Genomic DNA, 24,590 nt, shown 5'->3' with positions numbered 1-24,590 from the left:
ATGCGAAAACTGATGCAATGCCTCACGGTCATCTTACCCATGCCGCTCAAACGGCTTTTACTGCGACATTATTTTAAATATGACCTACATCCAACGGCGCATGTGGGCTTATCTTGGGTTTTTCCTAGAAAACTGATTATGGGGCCTCATAGCAAGATTGCTTCTTTCAATGTGGCCGTACATTTGGACGAAATTCACCTGGGTAGTCAGGTTTCGATTGGCCGTGGCAATTGGATCACCGGTTTTGCTTCCGGCACGGACTCAAAGCATTTCCGCCACCAACCAAGTCGCCAGTCCTTGCTTTTTGTAGATGATCACAGCGCCATCACCAAAGATCATCATATCGACTGTACCAGCCCCATCCGAATTGGGAAATACGTCACCATTGCAGGCTATCAATCGCAATTGCTCACACATTCCATAGATATTTACGTGAATAGACAGGACAGTCATCCCATAGAGATAGGCGACTATTGCTTTGTGGGAACCAACGTAACGATTTTGGGCGGTGCCATTTTGCCTGCTTATTCTGTCCTAGGGGCCAAATCGCTGCTTAATAAAGCTTTTTCGGATGAATGGAAGCTGTATGCGGGAGTACCTGCCAAGCCCGTTTCCGACTTGAATAGGGAAGCCAAGTATTTCCATCGCGAAAAAGGATTTGTCTATTAGCATTTAGGTATGAAAATACTCAGGGTAATAAATAGCATGGATCCCAGCCATGGGGGGCCTAGCCAAGGAATTAGGAATAGTATTCCAGCTTTATCGCAATTGGGGATAGAAAACGAGGTGCTTTCATTCGATAACCCCAAAAGTGATTTCCTTAAACACGAGCGTTTCCCTATCTATGCAATAGGTGAAGGTAAAACACCTTATGCATACAATCGGGAACTCGCAAACTGGTTGGAAACGCATTTGGACAGTTATGATGTTGTTATCGTGCATGGCCTTTGGCTCTACAATAGTTATGGCACGTATAAGGCATGGAGGAAACATAAAAGTAGGGGTGGGAAGACCAAACTTTTTATAATGCCTCATGGCATGCTGGACCCTTATTTTCAAAGGGCGAAGGGTAGAAGGTTAAAGGCTATTCGGAATTGGATTTTCTGGAAGCTTTTTGAAAGTAAAGTAATCAATGATGCTGATGGCCTATTGTTTACCTGCGAACAAGAATTGTTGTTGGCCAGGGACGCATTTAGCCCATATCATCCCAAAAAGGAATTAAATATTGGCTATGGCATAGCTGCTCCTCCTGTGAATGCAGGAGGTATTAGGCAAACATTTTTGGAGCGTTGTCCAACAGTGAAAACTAAGCGCTTTTTATTATTTCTAAGTCGTATTCATCCTAAGAAAGGAGTAGATCTATTGATTAGCGCATATTTGGACTTGAAAGGTAAAACAATGGATTTACCTGATTTGGTGATAGCGGGGCCGGGCTTGAATACCACTTTTGGCGAGCAACTTCAAGAGATGACGAAGGATGATTCCCAGATTCACTTTCCGGGTATGTTGCAAGGCGATGCCAAATGGGGCGCTTTTTATAATTGTGATGCTTTTATCTTACCCAGCCATCAGGAGAATTTCGGCATCGCCGTTGTGGAGGCAATGGCCTGCGGAAAAGCAGTGTTGATTTCCGATCAAGTAAATATCTGGCGCGAAATTGCTGAGGGAAAAGGCGGATTGGTTGAGCCTGATGAGTTGGAAGGCATAAAAAACTTATTAATAAAATGGTCTCAGTGCTCAGATGCAGAACAAAAAGAAATGGGGCAAAAGGCTAAATTGGTTTATGAAAGGTGCTTTACCGTAGAACAAGCAGCTTTGAAGATGAAGGCGGCTTTGGAAGGAGCTGTAAGTAGTAAGTAATTAAGTTGTAAATAGTAATGGTCAATCAAGATACACATACAGGCGCATCATTTTCTTTGCGCAATCGCCTGATGCGGCTGCTTTGGGGAATAATATACTGGCTATTGTTCCGTTACTCTCCTAGGCCTTTGCATGGCTGGCGTTCTTTTCTATTGCGTTGTTTTGGCGCAAAGGTGGGTAAGGGTGTTCACGTTTATCCGGCCGTTACCATATGGGCGCCTTGGAACTTGGTGCTGGATGACGAATGCGGCATTGCCAATGGAGTAGAGCTTTACTCACAAGCTGTGATTGATATTGGTAAACGTGCCGTAATCTCACAAGGCAGCTATATTTGTACAGGCACACATGATTATACAAAAAAAGGTTTCCCGCTCTATACTTTGCCCATACATATTGGTGCGGAAGCTTGGTTGGCCGCCGATGTTTTTGTGCACCCAGGAGTAACTATTGGCGAGGGAACAGTTATCGGAGCTCGATCGGTGGTGACGAAGGACATGCCGGCATGGATGGTATGTGCTGGTTTCCCTTGCAAACCACTCAAAGAAAGGGTGCTGGAAGATTGACGGAAAGAAATACGGCCAAATCGCATGGGTATGTTCACTGACAAATTCATGCAAGTGGTCGTTTTTTCTCGTAAATAATGTAGTAAAAATGTAATTTGCGTTGCTTTTGTCTATAAGTTGGTAATTGCCCAATTAGTAAAAAAATATATGGTCTCTATTATAATCTTGACAAAAAATGAGGAGCAAGACATTGATTTATGTTTGAAATCTATTGCATGGTGCGATGATATTCATGTGCTTGATTCGGGCAGTGTGGATAAAACAATAGAAATCGCTGAAAAATACGGTGCGAAAATTGCTTTTCATCCTTTTGAATCTTTTGGCAAACAAAGAAATTATGCTCTGGAGCACTTAAATGTCAAGTATGATTGGGTTTTATTTTTGGACGCCGATGAGCGATCAACGCCTGCTTTTCGTAATGCTCTGGAGGTTGCCATATCAAATGCTGGAGGGGATACTGTGGGTTATTACTGTTGCTGGAAGATGATTTTAGAAGGAAGATGGCTGAAACGTTGTGATAATTTTCCAAAATGGCAGTTTAGATTATTGAAATTAGGAGAAGCCAACTTTATCGATTTTGGCCATGGACAGAAAGAAGGATCGATAAATGGAAAATTAGCGTACATCAAAGAGCCTTACTTGCATTACGGGTTTAGTAAAGGATGGACTTTTTGGATAGAAAGACATAATCGTTATTCTTCTCAAGAGGCAAAAGCTAGATTGTACGAAAAGCGTCCTTTTAAGGATATATTTAATAGCAATACTTCCATTAGAAATCCTGCTTTGAAATCCTGGTTGAGCAATCTGCCTGGCTGGCCATTATTGAGGTTTTTTCAGGCATATGTCTTAAAGCTAGGATTTCTGGAAGGAAGACAGGGTTTTGTCTACTGTGTGAATATGGCGTACTATGAATTTTTGATTAAAATAAAAATGAAAGAGTATAAAAGCAATCTTCAAAATCATGAAATAACTTAATACCTAGACCGACATGCGGATATTGATTTTTGGCATTAATTATGCCCCAGAGCTAACCGGCATAGGTAAATATACGGGCGAAATGGGGGCTTGGCTGGCGGCGCAAGGCCACGAGGTGAGCGTGGTGACCGCACTGCCTTATTACCCCGAATGGGAGGTACACCCTGCCTATAAAGGAAAGCGCTGGATGAGGGAAGAGCTGGACGGAGCCACTGTATACCGCGTGCCGCTGTATGTGCCCAAAGTGGTGCGTGCGCGGAACCGCATGATTCATGAATTTTCATTCGAACTGGCTATTTTTCCCGTTTGGTTTCGCCTTTTGCTAAAGCAAAAATTCGACGTGGTGATCAATGTGACGCCGCCCTTTCATTTGGGCTTTTATGCTTTGATGTATGCCAAGCTGAAGGGGGCTAAACTCATTACCCATATTCAGGACTTACAGGTAGATGCGGCCCACGAACTGGGAATGATTCGCAGCAAAAAGCTGATCGGTTTCATGTTTGCTTTTGAACGCTATCTATTAAAGAAAAGCGATTTGGTGTCAAGCATTAGCTTGGGCATGTTGAAAAAGATCTATGCCAAGGGAATTAAGCCCGAAAAATGCCTGCTGTTTCCCAATTGGGTAGATGGGAAGAATGTGCAGCCCCTTCCGGTACAAGATTCCTTGCGGAAGGACTGGGGCATTCCACTGAGCGATCAGGTCGTGTTGTATTCGGGCAATTTGGGAAAAAAACAGGGGCTGGAACTGATTCTTTCCTGCGCTGCGCATTTTCGGGACAACAAACACTTGCATTTTGTCATTGTGGGCTCGGGCGGCATGAAGGAGGAATTGATGGCCAGGGCCAAGTGCGAGCAATTGGGAAATGTACATTTCTATGCCTTGCAACCTTATGATAAATTGTCCGCTTTATTGGCCACGGCCGATATTCACTTGGTTTTGCAGAAAAAGTCGGCCTCCGACCTGGTAATGCCTTCCAAGCTGACTGCCATTCTGGCCGCAGGTGGTTTTGCCCTGGTCAATGCGGTGCCCGGTACCACGCTTTACCAGGTGATGGACAAATACCAGTTGGGCATCCTGGTGGAACCGGAATCTGTTGCGGCGCTAAATGCAGGGATTGAACAGGCGCTGGCAATGGATAGGTCTACCATGCAGGAGGCCGCCAGGCGTTATGCGCTGAAGTACTTGGATAAAGAACAGATTTTGCATGATTTTGAGGAAAGATTGAAGGAGATTTTGTAGTCCCGGCACTGGTTCAAGTTTAAGGGCGCACTGGTTCAAGTTTAGGGGCGGTAGAGGCTTGTGGGCTAACTTGGACCAGACTATAGATGGAAGCTTGCAGCTTCCTGACCGTTACCAAGCTGCACGCTTGGTTGTATTTATGGGCACAAGCTAGGCCATCCGCACATGGCCCATTACGCCAAAGCTTGCGCCAGTTTGGGGAGTTTTTGTCCCGGCACTGGTTCAAGTTTAGGTGCGGTAGAGGGCGGCGGGCTAACTTGGACCGGATTATAGATGGAAGCTTGTAGTTTCCTGGCCCATTACGCCAAAGCTTGCGCCAGTTTTGGGGGATTTTTGTCCTGCACTGGTTCAAGTTTAAGGGCGGTAGAGGGCGGCGGGCTAACTTGGAACAGACTATAGAAGGAAGCTTGCAGCTTCCTGGTCTATTACGCCACAGCTTGCGCCAGTTTGGGGAATTTTTGTCCCGGCACTGGTTCAAGTTTAGGTGCGGTAGAGGGCGGCGGGCTAACTTGGAACAGACTATAGATGGAAGCTTGCAGCTTCCTGGCCCATTATGCCAAAGCTTGCGCCGGTTTGGGGAATTTTTGTCCTGCACTGGTTCAAGTTTAGTAATGGGAAAGGGCGGTGGGTTAACTTGGACTGGACTATAGATGGAAGCTTGTAGCTTCCTGGCCCATTACGCCAAAGCTTGCGCCAGTTTGGGGAATTTTTGTCCTGCACTGGTTCAAGTTTAGGGGGGGGAGAGGGGTGTGGGTTAACTTGGACTGGAGTATAGAAGGAAGCTTGTAGCTTCCTGGCCCTAGTATGCCAAAGCTTGTGCTAGTTGCGGAAAAAAAGCAGATTGCTTCGTGCCTCGCAAAGACGCTTTTTTAAGAGTGATAAAAATGTGAAAACAAATATAAAATATTGAAAAATAATCATTTTCTTTGTCTAAACTATGAGAATAAGCAGATTTTCTACCAAATGGCTTGTTAAGTTGTTAATAATAAGTGGCTTGGCTTTATCGGGCTGCCGCAGCAACAAAACCATTCCTTATTTCAAGAACATCCCGGAATCGGAATACAGCCAAATAGCACAAGCAAAATTCGTTGAACCCAAGATACTGAAAGGCGATATTATCTCCGTGTACATCAAAACCGCCGACCCCGCTTCCGTTGCGGCCATCAATTCGGGGGCCAATCAGGAAGGTACGGGTGCCGCAGGTAGGGATGTGATAGGCTATAAGGTGGATAAACAAGGAGAGATTGAAATACCCATTCTGGGAAACTTCAAGGTGGAAGGGCTTACCACTTCCGAGGTGCGCGATTTGGTGCGGCAAAAAGCCAATACCCTCTACAATGACCCCACCGTACAGGTGCGCTTTGTCAACTTTAAGATATCCATCATAGGAGAAGTAAGTAAACCAAATAATTACAATGTGGCCGACGAAAAGATCAATGTATTGGATGCCATTGCCATGGCAGGCGATTTGACCCCTTATGGCAAAAGGGAAAACGTGCTACTGATCCGGGAAACGGATGGGGGCGATAAGGAAATGGTACGTTTTAACCTCAATGATGCCAAGATATTTAGTTCGCCTTATTATTACCTGAAGCAAAACGATATTATCTATGTGGAACCTAGCAAGGCCATGATCGCCAATACGGAAAGGCAGAAAATTACCATCATTACGGCTTGTTTGGGGGTTCTTTCAACATTATTGGTACTGCTCACTAGAACAAATGTACTTTAAACATTATTTGGAGGAAATTAAATGGCGGATAATATAATGGAAAATAGTGCTTGGGTGGAAGAGAATGGTTCGGGCTTTGATTTTAAGTATTATGGCAGAAGGTATTTGAAATTATGGCCCTTATTGACGATTGGACTTGTCATCTGTTTATCCTATACTTACTACTACGTCAGCTATGAATTGAAGCCACTCTATAAATCCTTGGCTAAGGTACGCCTAAGCAATGAAAACTATGCCGGAGGGACGGCTTCTATGGGTTTTTTGTCTGAGTCTGGTACAAAAATGGCTACGGAGGAGGAAATTTTTCGTAGCAGTTACCTAATGCAGCAATTGGTGATCAAAAAGCGCCTGAATATTTTTTGGTACCTGAAAGGGCGGCTCAAGGAAGAGGAAATATTCAATGCGCCCATGCAATTGTTTGTGGATAAGCCGGCCGATTCCATGAAGTCGGTGTCTTTTACGGTCGTGCCTTTAAGTAATGAAGCCTTTGAACTGGAATATCTGGAAGGGGAGGAAGAAATTGTAAGGCAGATTCGTTTTGGCGATTCCTTTAGCCTTCCTAGAGGAGATCATTATGTGCTGACGCCCAAAGAGTCATTATCTGCTGGATTGAAGTACAAAATTGCTATTAACTCGGTATGGGCCACTGCTGGCCAATTTGGCAACAATTTTTCCGCCTTGGTACCCAAAGGGACTTCTACTATGCAATTGTTCATTAATAGCCCCGTTCCCGAAAAGGGGGCATATATTCTGAACCAGTTGATTGAGGAATACATCTATCAGGACAGTAGGGATAAAGGTCGTATAGCGGACAGTACCATCAAATTTATTGACAACCGCATCCTCAAGGTGAATGAAGAATTGACGGAGTTGGAAGGCACCATTCAAGGCTATATGCAGGAAAGAGGCTTAGCCAATTTACAAGCTCAGTCGGGTATGCTCTTGTCAAACCAAAATGTTTATACGCAGCAACTGATATCACTGGAAAATCGCCTCAGTCTGATAAAGGAACTGAAGAGCAATTTAAGCAGCGGCCAGGTGCAACGCTTTGTGCCTGGGGTACTATTGGAAGAGGATGGAGGCTTTGCCAATCTATCACACCAATACAATGACCTCTTGCTGCAACGCGAGCGTTCGCTCTTGGCTTATAAGCCCGATCATCCGAATATACTCAACATCGATAAGCAATTGGAAGAAGTGCGGCAAAACATACTGGAATACCTGAATAATACCGAAAATCGATTGATCGTCAATCGCCGGGATATACAGGCTACGGTAAACCGCCTTGCCGGCGATGTGCGGCAGGTGCCAAAAGAACGTAGCGAATTGCTCAATATGGAGCGAAGGCAGCAATTGGCACAGGAGATGTACCTTTTTTTATTGCAGAGGCGGGAAGAGGTGGCCGTGGCCAATAGTGCTCGGGGTACCTCCATCCGCATCATTGAACCAGCAAGGGGAGGAGCAAACATCTCAAAAAAGCCAGACAGCTTTTGGACCATGGCCTTTATTATCGCATTTTTAATACCGGCGGGAAAAATAGCGGCGGAAGAGCTTTTGAACAATAAGGTACGTACACGCAAGGACATTACGAAGCGTACCACGGCCCCCGTCATAGCCGAAATCAGCCATAAGGAGGAAGACTATACGCTGATCGATTTCGCGGGAAAGCGTTCTGCCTTGGCCGAGCAGTTTCGGAGCTTAAGGACCGACCTAGCTTTTATGCTCACGGCCGAAGGAGCCAAGGTGGTGATGCTTACCTCGGGCATGCCCGGTGAGGGAAAATCCTTCACCGCGCTCAATCTGGCCCATATATTGGCCTATGCGGGCAAAAAAGTGCTACTGATGGAGTTCGACTTGCGCAGGCCCAAGCTGAGCGAGCACTTCAATCAACGCAAACAGCAGCAGGGTATTACCAACTACATCGTAGACCGTTCACTGAACTTGGCGCAATTGGCCTATCCGGTGCCCCATATGGACGGCCTGGATTATATCGGTAGTGGCCCCGTTCCTCCCAATCCCTCGGAGCTCATTGTAAACGACCGAACGAGGCAATTGATGGAAGAGGCTAAGGCCAATTACGATATGGTTGTCATCGATACGCCGCCCATTGGGTTGGTAACGGATGCCCAGCTGCTCAACCATTATGCGGATGCTACCCTCTATATGGTACGTGCCAATCACTCGCCGCTCGATCTATTGAAGCTGATCGATGAACTTTATCAATCGGGCAAATTGAGAAATATGGCCTTGGTATTCAATGACGTGAAGCAGGAAGATGGCGGCTACTATGGTTATTATGGCTATGGCTATGGCTATTATGGAGAGACTGAAAAAAAGCGAAAAAAATCCTGGTTTAAGAAAAATCAGGGATGAAATATTTTGTAAGGACTAGCTGAATCATTTCGCCATGATACCAGATAATGGGTATTTTTTTAATGTCGTGTATTTGAAACAATCTTTTGTTTATCTTTGCCTCGCAAAATTGGGTGGTAATTGTGTGAGGAGCTATAAATGAGGGATTTTGGCTTTTTTTTTAAAAATTAAAAAGGCAAATCCGTTTTTGGCTTGTGTTTTGTAGTGATTTGATTATCTTTGCTGTTGATTTTTAATAATTTGACTTGGATTTTGCTTTAATGTTAAAATAATATGAATAGACGTTATACTACTTCCTTAGGTAGTTCTAAACTGAAGAGATGGGGCGGTTTGCTCATCGTAGCTGCCTTGTTAGCCGCGGGGGCCTGTAAGACCAATAAGTTCACAGAGGTGCCTAATACCGTGGCTTATAGAGGAACGGCCTTGCCAGCGCCTCCAGGCATGGTTTACGTTCCTTCTGGTACTATTTTGTATAAGGGGATTGACGACAGCAGTGCGGTGCACCGCAACGTCAGTGTCAGTGCGTTTTTCATTGACGAAACGGAAGTAAACAACTTGCAATACCGTACGTTTGTAAACTGGGTGGCCGATTCGGTGGCCATAACGGATTACCTCCAAGATGATTCTTATTTCATACAGCCCAAGGGCAATACGGTTGCGGCCGATTCTGGGCGCCGCTTTATCAATTGGAGCAAGGTGGGCAGTAAATCCCCACTTTGGGAAAAGGGAACAGCAGAAGAACGTGATAAACTGTTGCCAATGACCATGATGAAAGGTACTAGAAGGGTTTTGGATCCCGAAAAGGCGAAGTACCGCTTGTACTATATTCGAATGGCTGGCGGCAATACGGGTGAATACGTGATGGATACCATTAGCGTATGGCCAAAAGAAACGGTATGGTCTTCCGATTTCCCGAATTCACAGATGCAGGTGATGGATCAAAATTATTTCACCAATAAAATCTACGATTATAATCCCGTGGTAGGGGTAACTTGGAAGCAGGCTAGGGCCTATGCCGATTGGAGAGGAATTCAGCTGGCTAAGGAAATGAAGAAAAATCCCGTTTTGCGCGATTTTGACCTTGTCTTTAGTTTGCCTACCGAAGTGCAGTGGCAGTATGCGGCGGAAGGTAAAATCGACCCAGCGGATACGATTGATAGGACCAAGAAGACCATTGAAGATAAGAAAACGGGCAAAGAGAAATTGGCGCTCAACTTCAAGCAGGGAGAAGGTACTTATTCCCGCGATGGTTCCACCTTCACCTTGCCGGTCAAATCGTACACTCCAAATGCTTTTGGCCTATATAATACGGCAGGAAACGTGTCCGAATGGACCATGGACGCCTATAGCCCTTCTGCTTCGGCTTTTGTGAACGACTTGAACCCGGTATTGTTATATGACGTTCCCGATGATGCCAATCCCTTGATGAAACGAAAGGTGGTACGTGGAGGTTCTTGGAAAGATAATGGAAACATGTTGAATAGCGATGCCAGAACCTATGAAGAACAGGATATGCCGCGTTCTTATATCGGTTTCCGTTGCGTCATGTCGGCCATTGAGCTGCCAACGGAACAAGTGAAAACTAGAAAATATAAACTGGAATAATAAACAATCGTTCGTTTAATTCGTACAGAAGGTATTTCGTACAAAGATAAAGAGAATCAATAAGATGAAAAAATTAGTATTATTAGGACTTCTTGGCTTAAGCGCGATGGCTGTTCGCGCTCAGGAGTTGATCTTGGATTCCATTCCTTCAGTGAATGGTTTCGATACAGATACCATCCCGGAAATGGACGGTTATTACCATGCTATTGATCTTTCGGACAATAAGCCTATCCCGTTTCCTAAGGTAGATACCAAAAATATTCGTTTCTATAAAAGGATTTATAGGGACATCGATTTAAAGGATACCGTCAATTATATCTTTGCCATGCAGGATTATACGATGATGGGAGCCATTATGAAGGGTATTCAGGAAGGTAAGCTCACTCCTTATGAAGACGATGCCTTCAAAACCAAGCTCACCGCTAGGGCTGGGGAAGCAAAATTTGCGGATTCCGTACTGGTGCCTATCTTTGATGACGAGGGGAATCAGATTGATGCACAGATGGCCGTTAATGAATTTGACCCAAACAGGGTAACTAAATTTAGGCTCAAGGAAGATATTTTTCTTGATAAAGTGCGTGGTACCATAGAAACACGTATTATAGGTGTTGCTCCCTTGATGGATATCAATTCCTCGGCAGAATTGGCGGAGTCAATTGGTTCTACACCAGCGTTTTGGCTATACTATCCTCAATTGCGCTATACGCTAGCGCAGGTAGACGTTTCGGATCCTGATGTGGGACTCTTCGACGTAACCATGGATGATGTATTGGTGCAACGTAAGTTTGTTAGCACAATCATACGTGAATCGTCTCCTCGTGGGCAACAACAAGTGGCCCTGCCCGGCGAAGTGGTAGACAGGGAAGCCGAATCTGAAAAGATACAGGCGAAAATCGATGCTTTGAAAGAAAGTACCTGGAAAAATCCAAGAGGTATCAATGCGGATAATTTGGTATTGCCAAGTGAAGATCCTAAGCAAAAAGTACCCAAGTCAAAAGCACCCAAGGCCAAGAAAGTAAAAGAAGAAAAAGTAAAGGAAACCACTGAAAAAGAAGTGGAGACGGATTCATAAGCGAGTTTACTAAGCTGTAAATAGCTGCTGCTGTGTGTTGCTAGGTGTTTAGGAGCATTATCGATGGGGCATGGCCGGCTAACTGTTTTTAATAGATTATTTCAATTCATTATATCAAGTTATGAAGAGACTATTTCTTGTTACGGCGATTAGCCTGATAGTGGGGACAATACGCTTGCAAGCACAGATTATAAGGAATTTCAACGATTTGAATCCTACCCCGTCCGTGGGTATTGTCTTGGGAAGCCATGGCATTGGCGTGGAAGGTATATATTCTGTGCGGGGTGACATAGATGCCAAGCTGGGCTTTAATTTTTTTCCGATAAGTTCGATAAGTACGGGCTATAGAAATAATAGGGCCGAGATACATCGTTCCAATGTAAATGCCTTCGTAGATTGGCGACCGCTTTACGACAAAGAAGGCTTCTTGGCTAAAAAAGGATATGTGTCGGTCGGCCTGAGCTATTATTTCTCCAATAATATCGATCGTTATTACGATGATGATAGCGAATATTATAATTTGAAGTTTACGGATTTGGCTCCTTATATAGGTATAGGTTTGAAGTCGCTGGACATCAACGACAAATTTACTATAACGACCAACTTCGGATTTTTTATTCCTTTGAAGAAAGTGGAGATTACACCGTTTAACCAAATAGCGGAGGATCGTTTGTACCACTACGATATGCTGTATGATCAATGGACCAGCGCTGGCAAGAAATTTTTGATAGGTCTCAATGCTAATGTAGGTATCCACTACAGAATCGTTTATTAATATGATATAATGGCTGCTTGGCCAATTATAAACCTTCTTTATTATAATCCTTACCATACCCCCGTGGTTTTATTTCTTAACTCATCTGACTGGGACGGTTTTTTAATCCATTGGCAAATTAGTTTGAGTCTCATATCTCACATCTAACTCCTATCTTTGTTTCCATGAACAATCCTTTATTGAACGTTTATGGGACACCTTTTGACAGTGTGCCTTTTGATAAGATCCAGCTATCGGACTATTTGCCTGCGATAGAGCAGGCAATGGACGAGGCTAAAGCCGAAATTGATTCCATTACAGCTTCCAAAGAGGCCCCCGGTTTTGCCAATACTATTGCCCGCCTGGAGCAATCGGGCAGGAAGCTTGGACGAATAGCCGAGATTTTCTTCAACTTGGACTCGGCCGAAACCAGCGATGCCATGCAGGACCTTGCACAAAAGCTATCGCCCATGCTGGCGGCTTTCTCCAATGACATACAGCTGAATGAAGCCCTGTTTGAGCGCGTAAAGCAAGTCTATGAACAGGCGAATAATGATAATCTCAGCACGGAAGAATGGCGTCTTTTGGATAAGACCTACAAGGGATTTGCAAGAAATGGTGCCTTACTGAACGATAGCGATAAGGAAATCTTGCGCGAGATAGACCGTCAGTTGGCCGAATTGAAGGTTCAGTTCAGCAAGAATGTGCTGCAAGAGACAAACGCCTATTTCCTTCATGTGGAAGACGAGCGCGATCTGGAAGGTTTGCCGCCCTCTATCAAAGCTATGGCAGCAGCCGAGGCCGCAGAACGCGAGCTGCCGGGCTGGGTATTCACCCTGCAGTTCCCTAGCATGACTCCTCTTTTGAAGTATGCCAAGAATAGGGACCTGCGTAGGCAGATCAGCCTGGCGGCAGGCAAACGTGCCTACAAAGACAATGACTTCAACAACGCCGGTGTCGTGCGCAAGCTGGTGGATTTGCGGCATAGGCGGGCACAGCTGCTTGGTTATGCAAACCATGCTTCCTTTGTACTCGAAGAGCGCATGGCAGCCAATCCAAATGCGGTACTTGACTTTTTGAGCGAGCTTTTGCTAAAGGCTAAGCCTTTTGCCATTAAGGAAGTGCAAGGGCTACAGGAAATGGCCAGAAAGGAGGGCATCGAAGCAATGATGCCTTATGATCATGCCTATTATGCCGAGCAGCAGCGCGAACAGCGCTTTAGCTTTTCCGAAGAGGAATTGAAACCCTATTTTTCTCTTGAAAATGTGCTGAATGCCGCGTTTGACGCTGCCAATAAACTGTATGGTCTAACCTTTAGCTTGCGGAATGATATTGCTGTTTATCACCCCGAGGTGCAGGTATATGAGGTGCTTGAAGCTGGGGAGCATAAGGCACTATTGTATGCCGATTTTCATCCGAGAAAAGGGAAACGACCAGGGGCGTGGATGACCAGCTTTCAGGGGCAGTGCCGTATTGAAGGCAAAAACCTAAGGCCCCATGTTTCTATTGTCTGCAATTTTTCGCGCCCTACGGGTGAGGCGCCCTCTTTGCTTACCTTCACCGAGGTGACTACCCTGTTTCATGAGTTTGGCCATGCGCTACACGGCATATTGGCCGATACCACCTATGAAAGTTTAGCTAGCCCCAATGTGTATTGGGACTTTGTGGAACTACCCTCGCAGTTTATGGAGAACTTCTGCTATGAGAAGGAATTTTTGCGGTCCTTTGCCAAGCATTATCAAACTGGCGAGCCATTGGATGGGGATAAGATAGACAAGATTATCGCCGCAGCCAATTTTATGGAGGGCTATCAAACCTTGCGGCAGCTAAGCTTTGGTCTGCTGGACATGGCCTACCATACCAATCAATGGACCAAAGAGGTCGACATGGAGCAATTTGAGCTGGCTACCTTGCAGGATACACGGTTATACCCGCACCTGCCCGATACCGCCCTCAGCGCCTCCTTCTCGCATATATTTCCCGGTGGATATTCTTCTGGTTATTACAGCTACAAATGGGCGGAAGTGCTCGATGCCGATGCTTTTGAGTTGTTCAAGGAAAAGGGGATATTTAACAAAGATGTGGCTGACAAGTTCAAGACCTTGTTGTCCAAGGGCGGCACGGAGGATCCGATGACGCTATATGTGGATTTTAGGGGGAGAAAGCCGCATGTGGAGGCGTTGTTGAAGCGGGCTGGCCTCATAGCGGATTCCTTGACAGAAAATGCCGAATAGCGAGACAGGCACCTATCCCCCTTTGGAGGGGGGCGCGGTGGAATATGAGTGTTGGGAGGAGGGGGATTGGCTGCGTCGCACAACCCCGCACGCTTGGCCGCAGCCATCCCGTGAGGGGGGTGGCTTCAACGCAAATGAATGCTGTTCGCTTCGCTCTTGTATATTTTTGTTTGATGCTTTTGCTCAAACAAGTTTGGCAAGGCCACAAACAAAAATACCCCGACAAATAGTCGGGGCATCATTCATTTGCGTTGGCGGTGAGGGCGGGATTCGAACCCGCGGTACCGTTTCCAGTACGACAGTTTAGCAAACTGTTCCTTTCGGCCTCTCAGGCACCTCACCCCTCATTTGGGACTGCAAACCTAATACAAAAAATGGTTTTTTCAAATGACTATATGCTTTTTTTGCTTACTAAGCCCTTATATATTTCAAATTCATATAGTTATTTTTTGCAATGCCTAATTTTTCGGGGTGCGGAGGTAAACGTTGTTGTGGTTTGACTTGAGAATTAAATCGAGACCGCCTCCGTTGATCGTGCCCTTGATGTTGTCCCCAGTTTTTATTATTGTAAAATAGGGATTGTCTTTGAGATTGACGATCTCTCCGTTAACCACGGTAATAGGTGCACTGGCTGTGTTTGTAGAATCCGAGTTGTTTACTTTTCTATTAATCACCGTGAGTGCTCTCGACGTGTTAGAATAAGTACCACTGCCACTTATCGCCACGGCATTGGTCGCATTTTTCTCCTTGGCGGCTTTATCTTCTGGAAGGACAGCTATCTTAAAGTCGTCTGCTGCATATAGTTTGCCGTAGCTAGTGCCCAGTTCTACATTCGCTTTTGTAGTAGTAGGTAAAGAAACGTCTACATGATTGTAGACGGAAATCATGGAGATGGGGCCTTTTATAGGTTCCTCAAAAGAAGCATCGATACCGCCATGCATAGACTTGATATTCATGGGACCACTGTTATTGACAAGTTTTATTTCGTTGTAACGCACGGACACCTCTATTTCGCCTTTCATGTCTTGGATAGTTATGGGTCTACCGAACATGGCATTCTCATAAGCAAATGAAATGTCCATTTGACTAGGAACTAGTATTTTAAAGATGTTGTCTTCTCTTCCGTTTCCTACCAGATTGACCTTGACATCTTGTCCGCTCTCCGTGACATTGATGCCTAGCCCCGTGTTGTCAATGATACCAGAACCGCTTATGGCACGCAATCCTCTTGCTCGTTCATCTTCTACTTCGTTTTTTGCCTTTTCGTCTATAAAAACGATTTCTTTCCCATCATAGCCCTCTATGGTAGCACCGTTGAGGTTGAGTATGAGTTTCCCTGTATTTTTTGCTAGCTTATATTCTTTCTGTGCCCAAACGGACAGACTGGTACATAGGAGAATGGCCAATGTGATGAGTTGCTTTTTCATATCGCTTTTTGTTTTTTATTGTTCTTTTCTATAATTTGTTTTGACTTAATAGTACGGCATAGGCTTCGTCCTTCACCGCGGTAAATGTTTCTGGGTCGTTGGCCAGCGCAAAGAGTGTTTCATCTACCTCCTGATTGTCCACATTGCCCAAGAGATTGATGAGGCTCAGTTGTACCAGTGGATCGTCCTGCGTGGCCAACGATTTGATGAACACGTCGGCCACGCTTGGTTCGTAGGCATACTGGCTCAATAGATCAAAAGCGGCCAGACGTACATTGCTGTTGGCATCTTCGTTCATGGTCTTGGAGAGCATCTCGAGGGTCTGATCGTTCATACGGCCGGACTTCTCTATATCCAGAATGGCGGCCAAGCGTATACTGGCTGAACTGCTATCGGTCAGTTGGGCAAAGCGTCCTGCTTCCTCCAATTCATCCGCTGTTGGTTGAGGACTTGCCTGCTTCTTGGGCTTTTTCGTTACCGGTACCTTACTTGCGGCATGGACTATCTGGGGCACCTCTTTCAGTTCTGCACTGGGGGACTCTATTGCCGGGCTGCCTGTAATAGCGGGAGTTTCCTTTTGGGCTATGCCATTTTGCAGATTATCCAGTTCTCCTCGTGATACACCTTTGTCGTACAAGATATAGGTCAGTGCCAAAGCCAGTAGGACAGAGGCCGCTATCAGCCATTTACCTATCCCGCTAGACAACAAGCGGCGTTTTGGCTCTGTGCTTGCTTGTTTTCGCTTGGCCAGTATTTGTTGCAAGGCTCCTGTTGGGGCTTCCAAATGGTCAAATACCTCCCTGTTTTCCTTTATAATTTTTTTTAATGGATCATTCATGATATGTTTTCTCCTTCAGTGCTTGCACTATTTTTTTCTTGGCCCTATGGTACTGTGTCCTCACCGTGTTGTGCGAGATGCCCAGCATCCTACCTATTTCCTCTTGAGGTATCTCCTCAAAGAGGTATAAACTCACAATGGTCCTATAGCCATCTGGCAATAGTGCTATCGCTTTTTTTATGTCCTCCACCTTGCAATCGAACAAGATGTTTTCTTCCATGTCATATACTTCTTCATCCGCCTTGTCTACCTGCTCCACATCGGAAAATTGTATTTTCCGCTTTCTCAAATGCGAGATGGAACGATTGATGGCAATCCGCTTGATCCAAGCTCCGAAGCTGGCTACATTTTGCAGGCGTTCCATATCTTCGAACGCCAGTAGAAAAGCCTCCTGCAGAATGTCTTCTGCTTCGCCCGTATGGGAGATGACACGGCATATGGAATTGTACACGCTCTTGGCATATTTGTGGTACAGCTCCGTATAGCCCAGGTCATTGCCCGCCAGGCACATGGCTATCAGTTCGTTGTCATCTATTTTACCTATCGATCGCAAAGGGCTCTCTATATTTTTTTATCCGTTTCTATTAGTAAGTCGCTTTTGGAAGTATAATGTTGCATCTAATCTACTATTTTTTGCTAAGTACCAAGATAGTTGTGAGTTTTCAGTTGTGGGGTGTGATTTGTCTGTAGAGACGTAACATATTACGTCTGTACAAGATCTTCGTGCAGCGTTTGCAAAGAAAGTAAAAGCCGTGGCTCAGCTTGAGAGCCAGAAAGGAAATCGTAAATCTTGCTATCTTTACAGATAAATTTAGCTCCATTCATATATGATTCAATATGTTATTGTTCCGGGACTCGGCAACTCCGGCTCACAGCATTGGCAGAGCTTATGGGAAGAAATGCTCTCTCCGGTGAGGCGTGTAATACAAGGGGATTGGGACAGACCGGATGGCGACAAATGGGTGCAAGGTTTAGAGGAAACGGTCTCTGGGTTGGACCTTTCGCAAACGATCTTGATTGGGCACAGCTTAGGTTGTATTACGATAGTGCATTGGGCAGCCAAATATCATCCTATCGTGAAAGGGGCTATGCTGGTTGCTCCAGCTGATATAGCAGGCACTGCGCAAAACTTTCCAGGCACGGGATTTACCCCCATTCCCCTACAAAAATTGCCTTTCCCTTCCCTCTTGGTGGCGAGTGACAATGATCCTTGGCTGTCGGTGGAAAAGTCCGAGTTGTTTGCTCGTTCTTGGGGAAGTACACTAAAACGGATAGGAGAGGCTGGCCATATCAATGGGGACGCCGGCTATGGTAAATGGCCACAAGGACTGGACCTATTGAAAAAACTGGAGTAAAGAAAGTCGGGTAACGAAAGTTGCGCGTCTCATTTTAAAAAGTAAATATCCAGAAGAAAGAAAGAGGCAAATACCACGGAGGCAATGCCATTGGTAGTCATAAAGGCCCTATCCACCTTGCTGAGATCTTTGGGGCTTACTATGCGGTGCTGATAGATCAGCAAGCCACAGTATAGCGCAAGACCTACCATGTACAAGTAGCCCAATTGCAAAATGAAATAAGGGGCAATGACACATATGGCCGAGAGTACATGCATGATCTCGGAAATGCGGAGTGCACCTTTCTTGCCGAAATAGGCGGGTATGGAATTGAGCCCATGTTGGCGGTCAAACTCTTCGTCTTGCAGGGCGTATATGATGTCGAAGCCACCCACCCAGAAAAGCACCGAAAAACCATACAGCACAGGTACCAATGCAAACTGACCGGTAATGACCATATAGGCTCCAATGGGTGCAAGCCCAAGGCCAGCCCCTAATACCAAATGGCACAGTGGCGTAAAACGTTTGGTATAGCTATAAAACAATACCACGAACAAGGCTACTGGGGAAAGGTAGAAACACAGGGTGTTGATGAAGTAAGTGGCCGTGATGAACAACAGGCAGTTGACGATGGTGAAGGTCAGCGCACCCTTGGCACTGATGCGCCCTGCCGGAATATCGCGCTGTGCCGTTCGGGGATTGAGCGCATCGATATCCCTATCGAGATACCTATTAAAAGCCATGGCGGCATTTCTAGCGGTCACCATGCAGAGGAGCATGAGCAAAAAAAGCTTGTAGCTGAAAGTATGCTCGGTGGTAGACAGGCCAAGGAAGAAACCAATGATAGCAAAGGGTAGAGCAAATATGCTGTGCGCAAAGAGCACTAGGGAAAAATACTTCTTCATTTAAGGTTAATCGTTGGTGTCAGGTGCAGCGGCGCTATTGAAACGCGTATTGATATCCTCTATGAAGGCGGTTATCTCGTCGCAGCCCGACCTGCTTTCTGAAGAAGTAAGAAAATGGGGAGGTATTTCCTCGAACCATTCGGAAAGGGCCGTGAAAAAATCTTCCATGTTTTTTTTCGACTTGGCTTGCGATTGCTTGTCGGCCTTTGTAAAGACCAAAACAAATGGAATGGCCCATTCGCCCAGGTTATAGCAAAAGTCCAGGTCTATTTTTTGTGGAGATAGCCTGCTGTCTACCAGTACAAATACGCATTGCAGATTTTCCCTTAGATTAAGATATCTCCGAATGAATTTCTCCCACTGTGCCCTGTTTGTCTTGGAAGCCTTGGCATATCCATAGCCTGGAAGATCCACAATGTACCATTCATTATTGATAATGAAGTGATTGATGAGCTGCGTTTTACCAGGTGTTTGGGAGGTCTTTGCCAAGCCCTTATGATTGGTGATGGCATTGATGAGCGACGATTTGCCTACATTGGAGCGGCCAATGAACGCGTATTCGGGCTTATCGGCTGCCGGAAGTTTATCTACCCTGGAATTGCTGCATACAAAACTTGCCGTTTTTATCATGTGGGCAAAGTTACATAAATAACGTAAAGTCTCGTGATAGACGGAAGGGATTATTGGCAGAATATTTTACTAAAGGAAGAAAGAAAAGGCAAGTCTGCCGCTTTTGGATGGAGCAGCGGACTTGCTTTTGCTATGATTAGAACAAATAATAGGATAGCTTGAGGCCAACGAAGGACTGCGTGCCGTCCTTGCTATATATGTCATATTTCAGTTCGGCTTCCAAAGGCCCTAGTTTGGCACCGAGGCCAGGAGAATAGGTCATAGCGGTGCCGCTATCGCCACCTTCAATGGCTTCCTTGATCGTGATGGCCGGACCAAGGTCAAATTTGACATACAAGGGTGTGAAGCCAAAGCCATAGCGAAGTCCCGCCTTTATGGGCAGAAAGCCAAAATTGCTGATATTGAATCCTAAATTCTCAAATGTGTCCTTGAAGTCGCCCTTAACAAACCATTGCTGGTAGCCGACGGAACCTATGACATCGAGATTGGTCAGGGGGAGAGGAACGCGAACGTTCAGGCTCACTCCGCCAGCTGCAGAATATATGTCACTTGCATCTCCCGTGGGGATACCGCCTTCGAGGCCTATAGACAGCTTGACGGGCGATTGAGCCGCTAGGCGCTCTGTGAGACCAAAAGAAATGGCACAAGCCATAACGAGACCTAGAAAATAGCTTTTTTTCATTGATTTAAAGTTTAAAAAGGTGAAAAATTAAATGTTAACTGGTCAAATGTAGTGAAATATATGTGAGTTTTATGTACCTGTTTTTTGGTATTTTGACGATCGTTTACGGCGTAATTTACTGGTTTTTTTCCTGACAATGTCGCCTCTGTTTTGCTGTTGACACTCCCTTGTCAACGGCGAGCTTAGTTTTGTATCGTAAACCAAAAAATAGAATAATATGACTACGACAATTTCTGCAGTACTGAGCAAAGAAGATCTTTTGAAGCACTGGCTAGGACACCGCAATCTTACCCGTAGGGTAATAGAGGCTTTTCCCGAAAAGGAACTCTTTGAATTTTCCATTGGTGGCATGCGTACCTTTGCGCAGCTGGCTACCGAATTGATTTCCATTGGCGGACCTGCACTTCAGGCAATCGTTTCCGATGAAGAGAAAACCTATAGCGAAGAGGCTTTCGTGCCGCGCTCAAAAGAAGATATCCTGAAAAAGTGGGATGAGGAAACCGAAGTGATTAAGGCCTATTATGCACAGATACCGGAAGAGCGCTTTGGTGAAACATTTAATCTCTTTGGAGAATATAATTTCCCCATCGTAGACAATATCTTTTATTTCATTGACAATGAGATTCACCACCGTGGTCAGGGATATGTTTATCTGCGGGCCTTGGGTATAGAGCCGCCTTTTTTCTGGGAGAGAGGCTAGTCAATTTTATTTCTCACAGATTTCACGGATTCCCACAGATTTTTTCCGTGCAAATCAGTGTTATCTGTGAGCGATTTTTATTTTACTCCCAAGCCTTTGTACTAGGCCGCTGGGATATTTAAAACTTACCGTTCATAACTTAAAGCGATGATACGTTGTTCTTTAGATTTTGACCGATACGATCGATTAAATCCCTTACATGTATTATTAGCTCATCGGGTTCAATAATTGAAGCCCTGTCGCCAAAAGAAACAAACCATCGGGCAAAGCCCTCCAGGTTGGTGACCTCAAAGGTCATCAACCATTTTTCGTCTACTAGTTCTTCTTCTACAAAACCGAAATAGGAGCGTTCCCATGACAGATGCCGCGCTACATCGTTTGGTACCACTATTTTAGTGGTGATGGTCGGTTTCTTTTCCTTGTTGTTGAGGTAAAAGGAAAGTGGTTGATGTTGGTGCTGGAACGACTGTTCGGTTAGCTTGATGTCATGGATACGGTCTGTCCTGAACTGCCGATAGTCTTGCCTAAGAAGGCAATAGGCAATCATGTGCCAGTTGCTGTCCTGATGGAAAATGCCCACTGGTTCCACTAGACGCTCAGATGGGGTGTCGGCATTGAGGGCTTGGTATAGAAGCAGTACCTGTGTTTTTCGGGCAATGCTTTCAAACAGGGTGGTCAATGCGTTGGGTGTTCCTTGCTCTTTTTCTTGAATTCGGGGCTTCATGATCACCTTTGATTCCAGGTTCGTTACCTGTTCCTTTTCCTGCGATCGGAGCAGGGCCCTGATCTTGAACATGGACGAAGCGAAATGTTCCTGCATGTTGCCGTCGGCATATTTTTGCATGAGTTTATCGGCGGCTATGAAGCTGGCTACCTCTTCCTGAGAGAAGCGCATGGGAGGCAAGCGGTAGTCATCCACCAAGGAGTAGCCCGATCCCGCTTCGCCATAGATCGGGATGCCCGAGCTTTCCAGGGTCTTGATGTCGCGGTATATGGTCCTGATGCTTACATCAAAGCGATCGGCCAGCTCCTGTGCCTTCACAATGCGTTTGGATTGCAACTGGACGAAAATGGCTACAATCCTGTCAAATCGTTTTATCGTGTCCTGTTGTGTCATATTCGTTGTGGACGAATTTAACAATATTATCGAAAATGAGCGGCTCCTGAAAATAGCTATATTTACGGCAGCAAAACAATCGATGAAGGAACGCATAATCATTTTGGGAGGGGGCATAGCGGGATTGACCGCTGCCATAGCCTTGAGGCAATTGGGATACGAGCCTGTGGTATATGAAAGTGCTCGGGAACTGAAAGGAATAGGTGCAGGCTTTGGGCTTGCAAGCAATGCGATGAAAGCATTTGAATTGCTGGGCTTGGAAAGCGAAGTGGCGCAGTTGGGCTATCCTGTTGATAGTTTTCGCATCTGCGATGAGCTGGGAAGGGCCTTGATAGAGACCGATCCAGCTCGCTTACAGGCTAGATATCAGGCTGAAAATTATGCATTTCATCGTGCTGACCTTCATAAATTGTTAATGGCTTATTTGCCTTCGGAGGCCTTGGTGCTATCGCACCGTGCAGTTTCCTTTAAACAGGATGATGATGGCGTGGATCTAAGCTTTGCCAATGGAGAAAACCTTCGTGGTGACTACCTCTTGGTGGCAGATGGCGTACATTCGGCCATCCGGCAACAGTTGGTGCCCAGTGCAAGGCCTCGCTATGCCGGCTATACCTGTTGGCGTGCAGTGGTAGACAATCGGCTGGTGGGCGTGGAGGAAGGCGTGGAGACTTGGGGTGCCAAGGGACGTTTTGGCCTCACGCCACTCATCGGCGATAGGCTGTATTGGTACGCATGTGTCAATGCTCCTGCTCGCGATGCGCATTACGCGGCCTATCGAGTTGCCGATCTGCAGGCGCATTTCTCGCATTATCACGAACCGGTTGTTCGCGCCTTATCCATTACGAAGGATGAAGATTTGTTGTGGAACGACATCATGGACATCCGCCCGCTGAGGCGCTTTGCCTATGGTCGCGCTTTGCTCTTGGGCGATGCCGCGCATGCCACTACGCCCAACATGGGGCAGGGGGCCTGCCAGGCTATAGAGGATGCGGCCATCCTGAAATCCGAATTACGGAAACGGGCCACTTTTGAAGAAGCTTTCATTGCATTTGAAGGGCGTAGGTTAAAACGCACGCAATACATCATCGAAACTTCCCGTAGGGCTGGCTGGCTAGCTCAGCTATCAAATCCTATACTTGTATCCGTCCGGAATAACTTGTTCCGTCTGCTGCCCAATAGCTTGGCGGCCTCGCAGTTGAAGCGTTTGTACGAAGAGGATTTTATAGAGGACTATTGAGATCTTTCCAGAGCTGACCAATGGATTCATAGTCTAGAGACTGCGCTGCCCATTTTTTCAAACCATTTCCCTGCAGCCTATGGCCATACGCTCAAACTCGGACAGTGTCAAGAGGAGTTAAATTTAATAGAGAAAAAATCTAAGTACATGACAAAATTAAGAATAGCAAAAGTTTCCGTCCAAACCATTAACCTGCCTGCGGTAGGTAGGAAAGTCAAGGGAATTAAGCCTTTTCTTAATTTATCTCAATGCCTTAATGGTTCATCTTGGTAGGTGAATTAAGTAACTATCTTTTTTATCATATACTCAAAGAAAAGATAGATAAGAGTTCTCAAAAAAGTGAACTTTGATCTTGAAAATTATAAATAAATATTATTGATTTTTATATTAAAAAAATTAAATAGTATATTTGAATTGTTGAATTGTGGTTTGATTTATGAAAGCAAAATTGCCCTTATATTGTCCTAGCTGCCATAGCGCACTTTCGGCCTCGCAGCTAAGCTGTGAGCAGTGCCATACGCAGGTTTCGGGCCATTTCCCACTGCCGGCTCTGTTGCGCCTGACCGAGGAAGAGCAGCATTTTGTGCTGCAGTTTTTGGTAAATAGCGGAAGCCTGAAAGAGATGGCCAGCCAAATGGGAAAGAGCTATCCCACGGTGCGCAACAAACTGGATGATGTAATTGCTAAGGTGAAATCTTTAACGGTAGAGACAGATGAATAAATGGATATATTATATCTTTGAAAATTGGAATGAGCGGAAGCAGTTTGGCATTGGTGGGGTAGCGACTATACTGGGGTCTACTTTGGCTTATATGGTGAATATGCGTTATGTAGGTTTACTCAATATCAATATCCTTTCGCCAAGGCTGCCTTTCTACACACCTTTGCTGGACAACATCACGAATGTGCTTTTGCTTTCCATAGCGCTCTTTCTTGCTGGATTATTTCTAAATGCGAAGACCCGGTTTTTGGATATACTGAACGTAGCGATGCTTTCCAGGGCGGTGCTCTATCTGGGCTGTCTGCTGAACATCAATGGTTTTTTTGTGTCGTATTCGGAAAAGGTCTTGGAGCAAGTACAGCAAGGTGCCCTAGAAATAGATAATCAATCGATGATACCTATGTTGATCTTAGCCCTGATTTCGCTGGTATTTTTGATTGTTTCGCTTTGGATGCTCTTTGCCGGGTTTAAGACCGCAACAAATGGCAAAGGAACCAAGCTTGTTGTTGTGTTTATCGCGGTTCTTGTTGTTATATCTTTTGTACCGCAGTTGTTTGCGAGATATATCTATTATCCGTTTAATTATTGATT

At 45.4% G+C, this 24,590-nt stretch carries 24 protein-coding genes and 1 tRNA gene; 17 read left to right on the top strand and 8 right to left on the bottom strand.

The window, feature by feature from the left end; genetic code table 11:
• The 12 genes from A37S_RS0102765 to A37S_RS0102715 all read left to right on the top strand — a co-directional run bounded on the left by A37S_RS0102765 (position 1) and on the right by A37S_RS0102715 (position 14,408).
• A complete protein-coding gene (locus tag A37S_RS0102765) occupies positions 1-669 on the top strand; it encodes an acyltransferase (RefSeq protein ID WP_028295678.1) in 669 nt (222 codons plus the stop codon).
• Positions 670-678: 9 nt separating this feature from the next.
• Complete coding sequence (locus A37S_RS0102760) at positions 679-1,860, top strand: glycosyltransferase (RefSeq protein ID WP_028295677.1); 1,182 nt, start codon at positions 679-681, stop codon at positions 1,858-1,860.
• A gap of 17 nt (positions 1,861-1,877) precedes the next feature.
• Complete coding sequence (locus A37S_RS0102755; protein WP_036601021.1) at positions 1,878-2,423, top strand: WcaF family extracellular polysaccharide biosynthesis acetyltransferase; 546 nt, start codon at positions 1,878-1,880, stop codon at positions 2,421-2,423.
• A gap of 147 nt (positions 2,424-2,570) precedes the next feature.
• Complete coding sequence (locus A37S_RS0102750; RefSeq protein WP_028295675.1) at positions 2,571-3,398, top strand: glycosyltransferase family 2 protein; 828 nt, start codon at positions 2,571-2,573, stop codon at positions 3,396-3,398.
• A 13-nt stretch (positions 3,399-3,411) separates the two neighbouring features.
• Positions 3,412-4,638: a WcaI family glycosyltransferase gene (locus A37S_RS0102745; RefSeq protein ID WP_028295674.1), complete on the top strand. Its 1,227-nt coding sequence runs from the start codon at positions 3,412-3,414 to the stop codon at positions 4,636-4,638.
• Positions 4,639-4,724: 86 nt separating this feature from the next.
• Positions 4,725-4,925 carry a hypothetical protein gene (locus tag A37S_RS27385; RefSeq protein WP_169719416.1) on the top strand — a complete coding sequence of 67 codons (201 nt, stop codon included), beginning with the start codon at positions 4,725-4,727 and terminating at the stop codon, positions 4,923-4,925.
• A 650-nt stretch (positions 4,926-5,575) separates the two neighbouring features.
• On the top strand, positions 5,576-6,370 hold the full coding sequence (locus tag A37S_RS0102740; RefSeq protein WP_028295673.1) for a polysaccharide biosynthesis/export family protein: 795 nt from the start codon (positions 5,576-5,578) through the stop codon (positions 6,368-6,370).
• Between the two features lie 21 nt (positions 6,371-6,391).
• Positions 6,392-8,743, top strand: coding sequence for a polysaccharide biosynthesis tyrosine autokinase (locus A37S_RS0102735; protein ID WP_028295672.1), 2,352 nt, complete (start codon positions 6,392-6,394; stop codon positions 8,741-8,743).
• Between the two features lie 273 nt (positions 8,744-9,016).
• A complete protein-coding gene (gene porK / locus A37S_RS23330; protein ID WP_051292666.1) occupies positions 9,017-10,348 on the top strand; it encodes a T9SS ring complex lipoprotein PorK/GldK in 1,332 nt (443 codons plus the stop codon).
• A 64-nt stretch (positions 10,349-10,412) separates the two neighbouring features.
• Positions 10,413-11,420: a hypothetical protein gene (locus A37S_RS0102725; RefSeq protein ID WP_157278341.1), complete on the top strand. Its 1,008-nt coding sequence runs from the start codon at positions 10,413-10,415 to the stop codon at positions 11,418-11,420.
• Between the two features lie 121 nt (positions 11,421-11,541).
• On the top strand, positions 11,542-12,195 hold the full coding sequence (locus A37S_RS0102720) for a hypothetical protein (RefSeq protein ID WP_028295670.1): 654 nt from the start codon (positions 11,542-11,544) through the stop codon (positions 12,193-12,195).
• 164 nt (positions 12,196-12,359) lie between these two features.
• Positions 12,360-14,408 (top strand): M3 family metallopeptidase, encoded by a 2,049-nt coding sequence (locus A37S_RS0102715; protein ID WP_028295669.1) that lies wholly within the window; start codon positions 12,360-12,362, stop codon positions 14,406-14,408.
• A 252-nt stretch (positions 14,409-14,660) separates the two neighbouring features.
• Here A37S_RS0102715 and A37S_RS0102710 read toward each other — a convergent pair.
• The 4 genes from A37S_RS0102710 to A37S_RS23320 form a co-directional block, all read right to left on the bottom strand.
• Positions 14,661-14,750, bottom strand: a tRNA-Ser gene (locus A37S_RS0102710).
• A gap of 116 nt (positions 14,751-14,866) precedes the next feature.
• Positions 14,867-15,835: a hypothetical protein gene (locus A37S_RS0102705; protein WP_028295668.1), complete on the bottom strand. Its 969-nt coding sequence runs from the start codon at positions 15,833-15,835 to the stop codon at positions 14,867-14,869.
• Between the two features lie 28 nt (positions 15,836-15,863).
• A complete protein-coding gene (locus A37S_RS26035) occupies positions 15,864-16,673 on the bottom strand; it encodes a HEAT repeat domain-containing protein (RefSeq protein ID WP_028295667.1) in 810 nt (269 codons plus the stop codon).
• Positions 16,666-17,226: an RNA polymerase sigma factor gene (locus tag A37S_RS23320; protein WP_036601018.1), complete on the bottom strand. Its 561-nt coding sequence runs from the start codon at positions 17,224-17,226 to the stop codon at positions 16,666-16,668. The genes A37S_RS26035 and A37S_RS23320 overlap by 8 nt, the downstream gene beginning before the upstream one ends.
• Before the next feature lie 274 nt (positions 17,227-17,500).
• On the opposite strand from A37S_RS23320, the gene A37S_RS0102690 reads away from it, so the two are divergent.
• A complete protein-coding gene (locus A37S_RS0102690; protein WP_028295666.1) occupies positions 17,501-18,028 on the top strand; it encodes an RBBP9/YdeN family alpha/beta hydrolase in 528 nt (175 codons plus the stop codon).
• Positions 18,029-18,057: 29 nt separating this feature from the next.
• Here the strand turns inward: A37S_RS0102690 and A37S_RS0102685 are convergent, their stop codons facing one another.
• The 3 genes from A37S_RS0102685 to A37S_RS0102675 all read right to left on the bottom strand — a co-directional run bounded on the left by A37S_RS0102685 (position 18,058) and on the right by A37S_RS0102675 (position 20,224).
• Positions 18,058-18,912, bottom strand: coding sequence for a UbiA-like polyprenyltransferase (locus A37S_RS0102685; RefSeq protein WP_028295665.1), 855 nt, complete (start codon positions 18,910-18,912; stop codon positions 18,058-18,060).
• A gap of 6 nt (positions 18,913-18,918) precedes the next feature.
• Entirely contained in the window at positions 18,919-19,542 is a 624-nt protein-coding gene (gene yihA, locus A37S_RS0102680) for a ribosome biogenesis GTP-binding protein YihA/YsxC (RefSeq protein WP_028295664.1), read from the bottom strand.
• 136 nt (positions 19,543-19,678) lie between these two features.
• On the bottom strand, positions 19,679-20,224 hold the full coding sequence (locus tag A37S_RS0102675; protein WP_028295663.1) for a hypothetical protein: 546 nt from the start codon (positions 20,222-20,224) through the stop codon (positions 19,679-19,681).
• Between the two features lie 217 nt (positions 20,225-20,441).
• Here A37S_RS0102675 and A37S_RS0102670 point away from each other — a divergent pair, with 217 nt between their 5' ends.
• The gene (locus A37S_RS0102670; protein ID WP_028295662.1) at positions 20,442-20,924 is read left to right on the top strand and encodes a DinB family protein; all 483 of its coding nucleotides are present in this window, start codon (positions 20,442-20,444) and stop codon (positions 20,922-20,924) included.
• A gap of 139 nt (positions 20,925-21,063) precedes the next feature.
• Here the strand turns inward: A37S_RS0102670 and A37S_RS0102665 are convergent, their stop codons facing one another.
• Positions 21,064-22,041 carry a helix-turn-helix transcriptional regulator gene (locus A37S_RS0102665; RefSeq protein ID WP_028295661.1) on the bottom strand — a complete coding sequence of 326 codons (978 nt, stop codon included), beginning with the start codon at positions 22,039-22,041 and terminating at the stop codon, positions 21,064-21,066.
• Between the two features lie 7 nt (positions 22,042-22,048).
• Between A37S_RS0102665 and A37S_RS0102660 the strand changes: the two genes are divergently transcribed.
• The 3 genes from A37S_RS0102660 to A37S_RS0102650 all read left to right on the top strand — a co-directional run bounded on the left by A37S_RS0102660 (position 22,049) and on the right by A37S_RS0102650 (position 24,588).
• On the top strand, positions 22,049-23,278 hold the full coding sequence (locus tag A37S_RS0102660; RefSeq protein ID WP_245586293.1) for an FAD-dependent monooxygenase: 1,230 nt from the start codon (positions 22,049-22,051) through the stop codon (positions 23,276-23,278).
• A gap of 436 nt (positions 23,279-23,714) precedes the next feature.
• Positions 23,715-23,999 (top strand): DUF2089 family protein, encoded by a 285-nt coding sequence (locus A37S_RS0102655; protein ID WP_028295659.1) that lies wholly within the window; start codon positions 23,715-23,717, stop codon positions 23,997-23,999.
• Positions 23,992-24,588, top strand: a complete 597-nt coding sequence (locus tag A37S_RS0102650) for a YIP1 family protein (protein ID WP_028295658.1) — start codon at positions 23,992-23,994, stop codon at positions 24,586-24,588. The genes A37S_RS0102655 and A37S_RS0102650 overlap by 8 nt, the downstream gene beginning before the upstream one ends.
• The last annotated feature ends 2 nt before the right edge of the window (positions 24,589-24,590 follow it).

It is taken from the genome of Olivibacter sitiensis DSM 17696 (assembly GCF_000427965.1).
GTDB classification, from domain to species: Bacteria; Bacteroidota; Bacteroidia; order Sphingobacteriales; family Sphingobacteriaceae; genus Olivibacter; species Olivibacter sitiensis.
The sequence above is the reverse complement of the archived record's forward strand: the minus strand, read 5'-3'. Positions and strand labels throughout refer to the sequence as shown.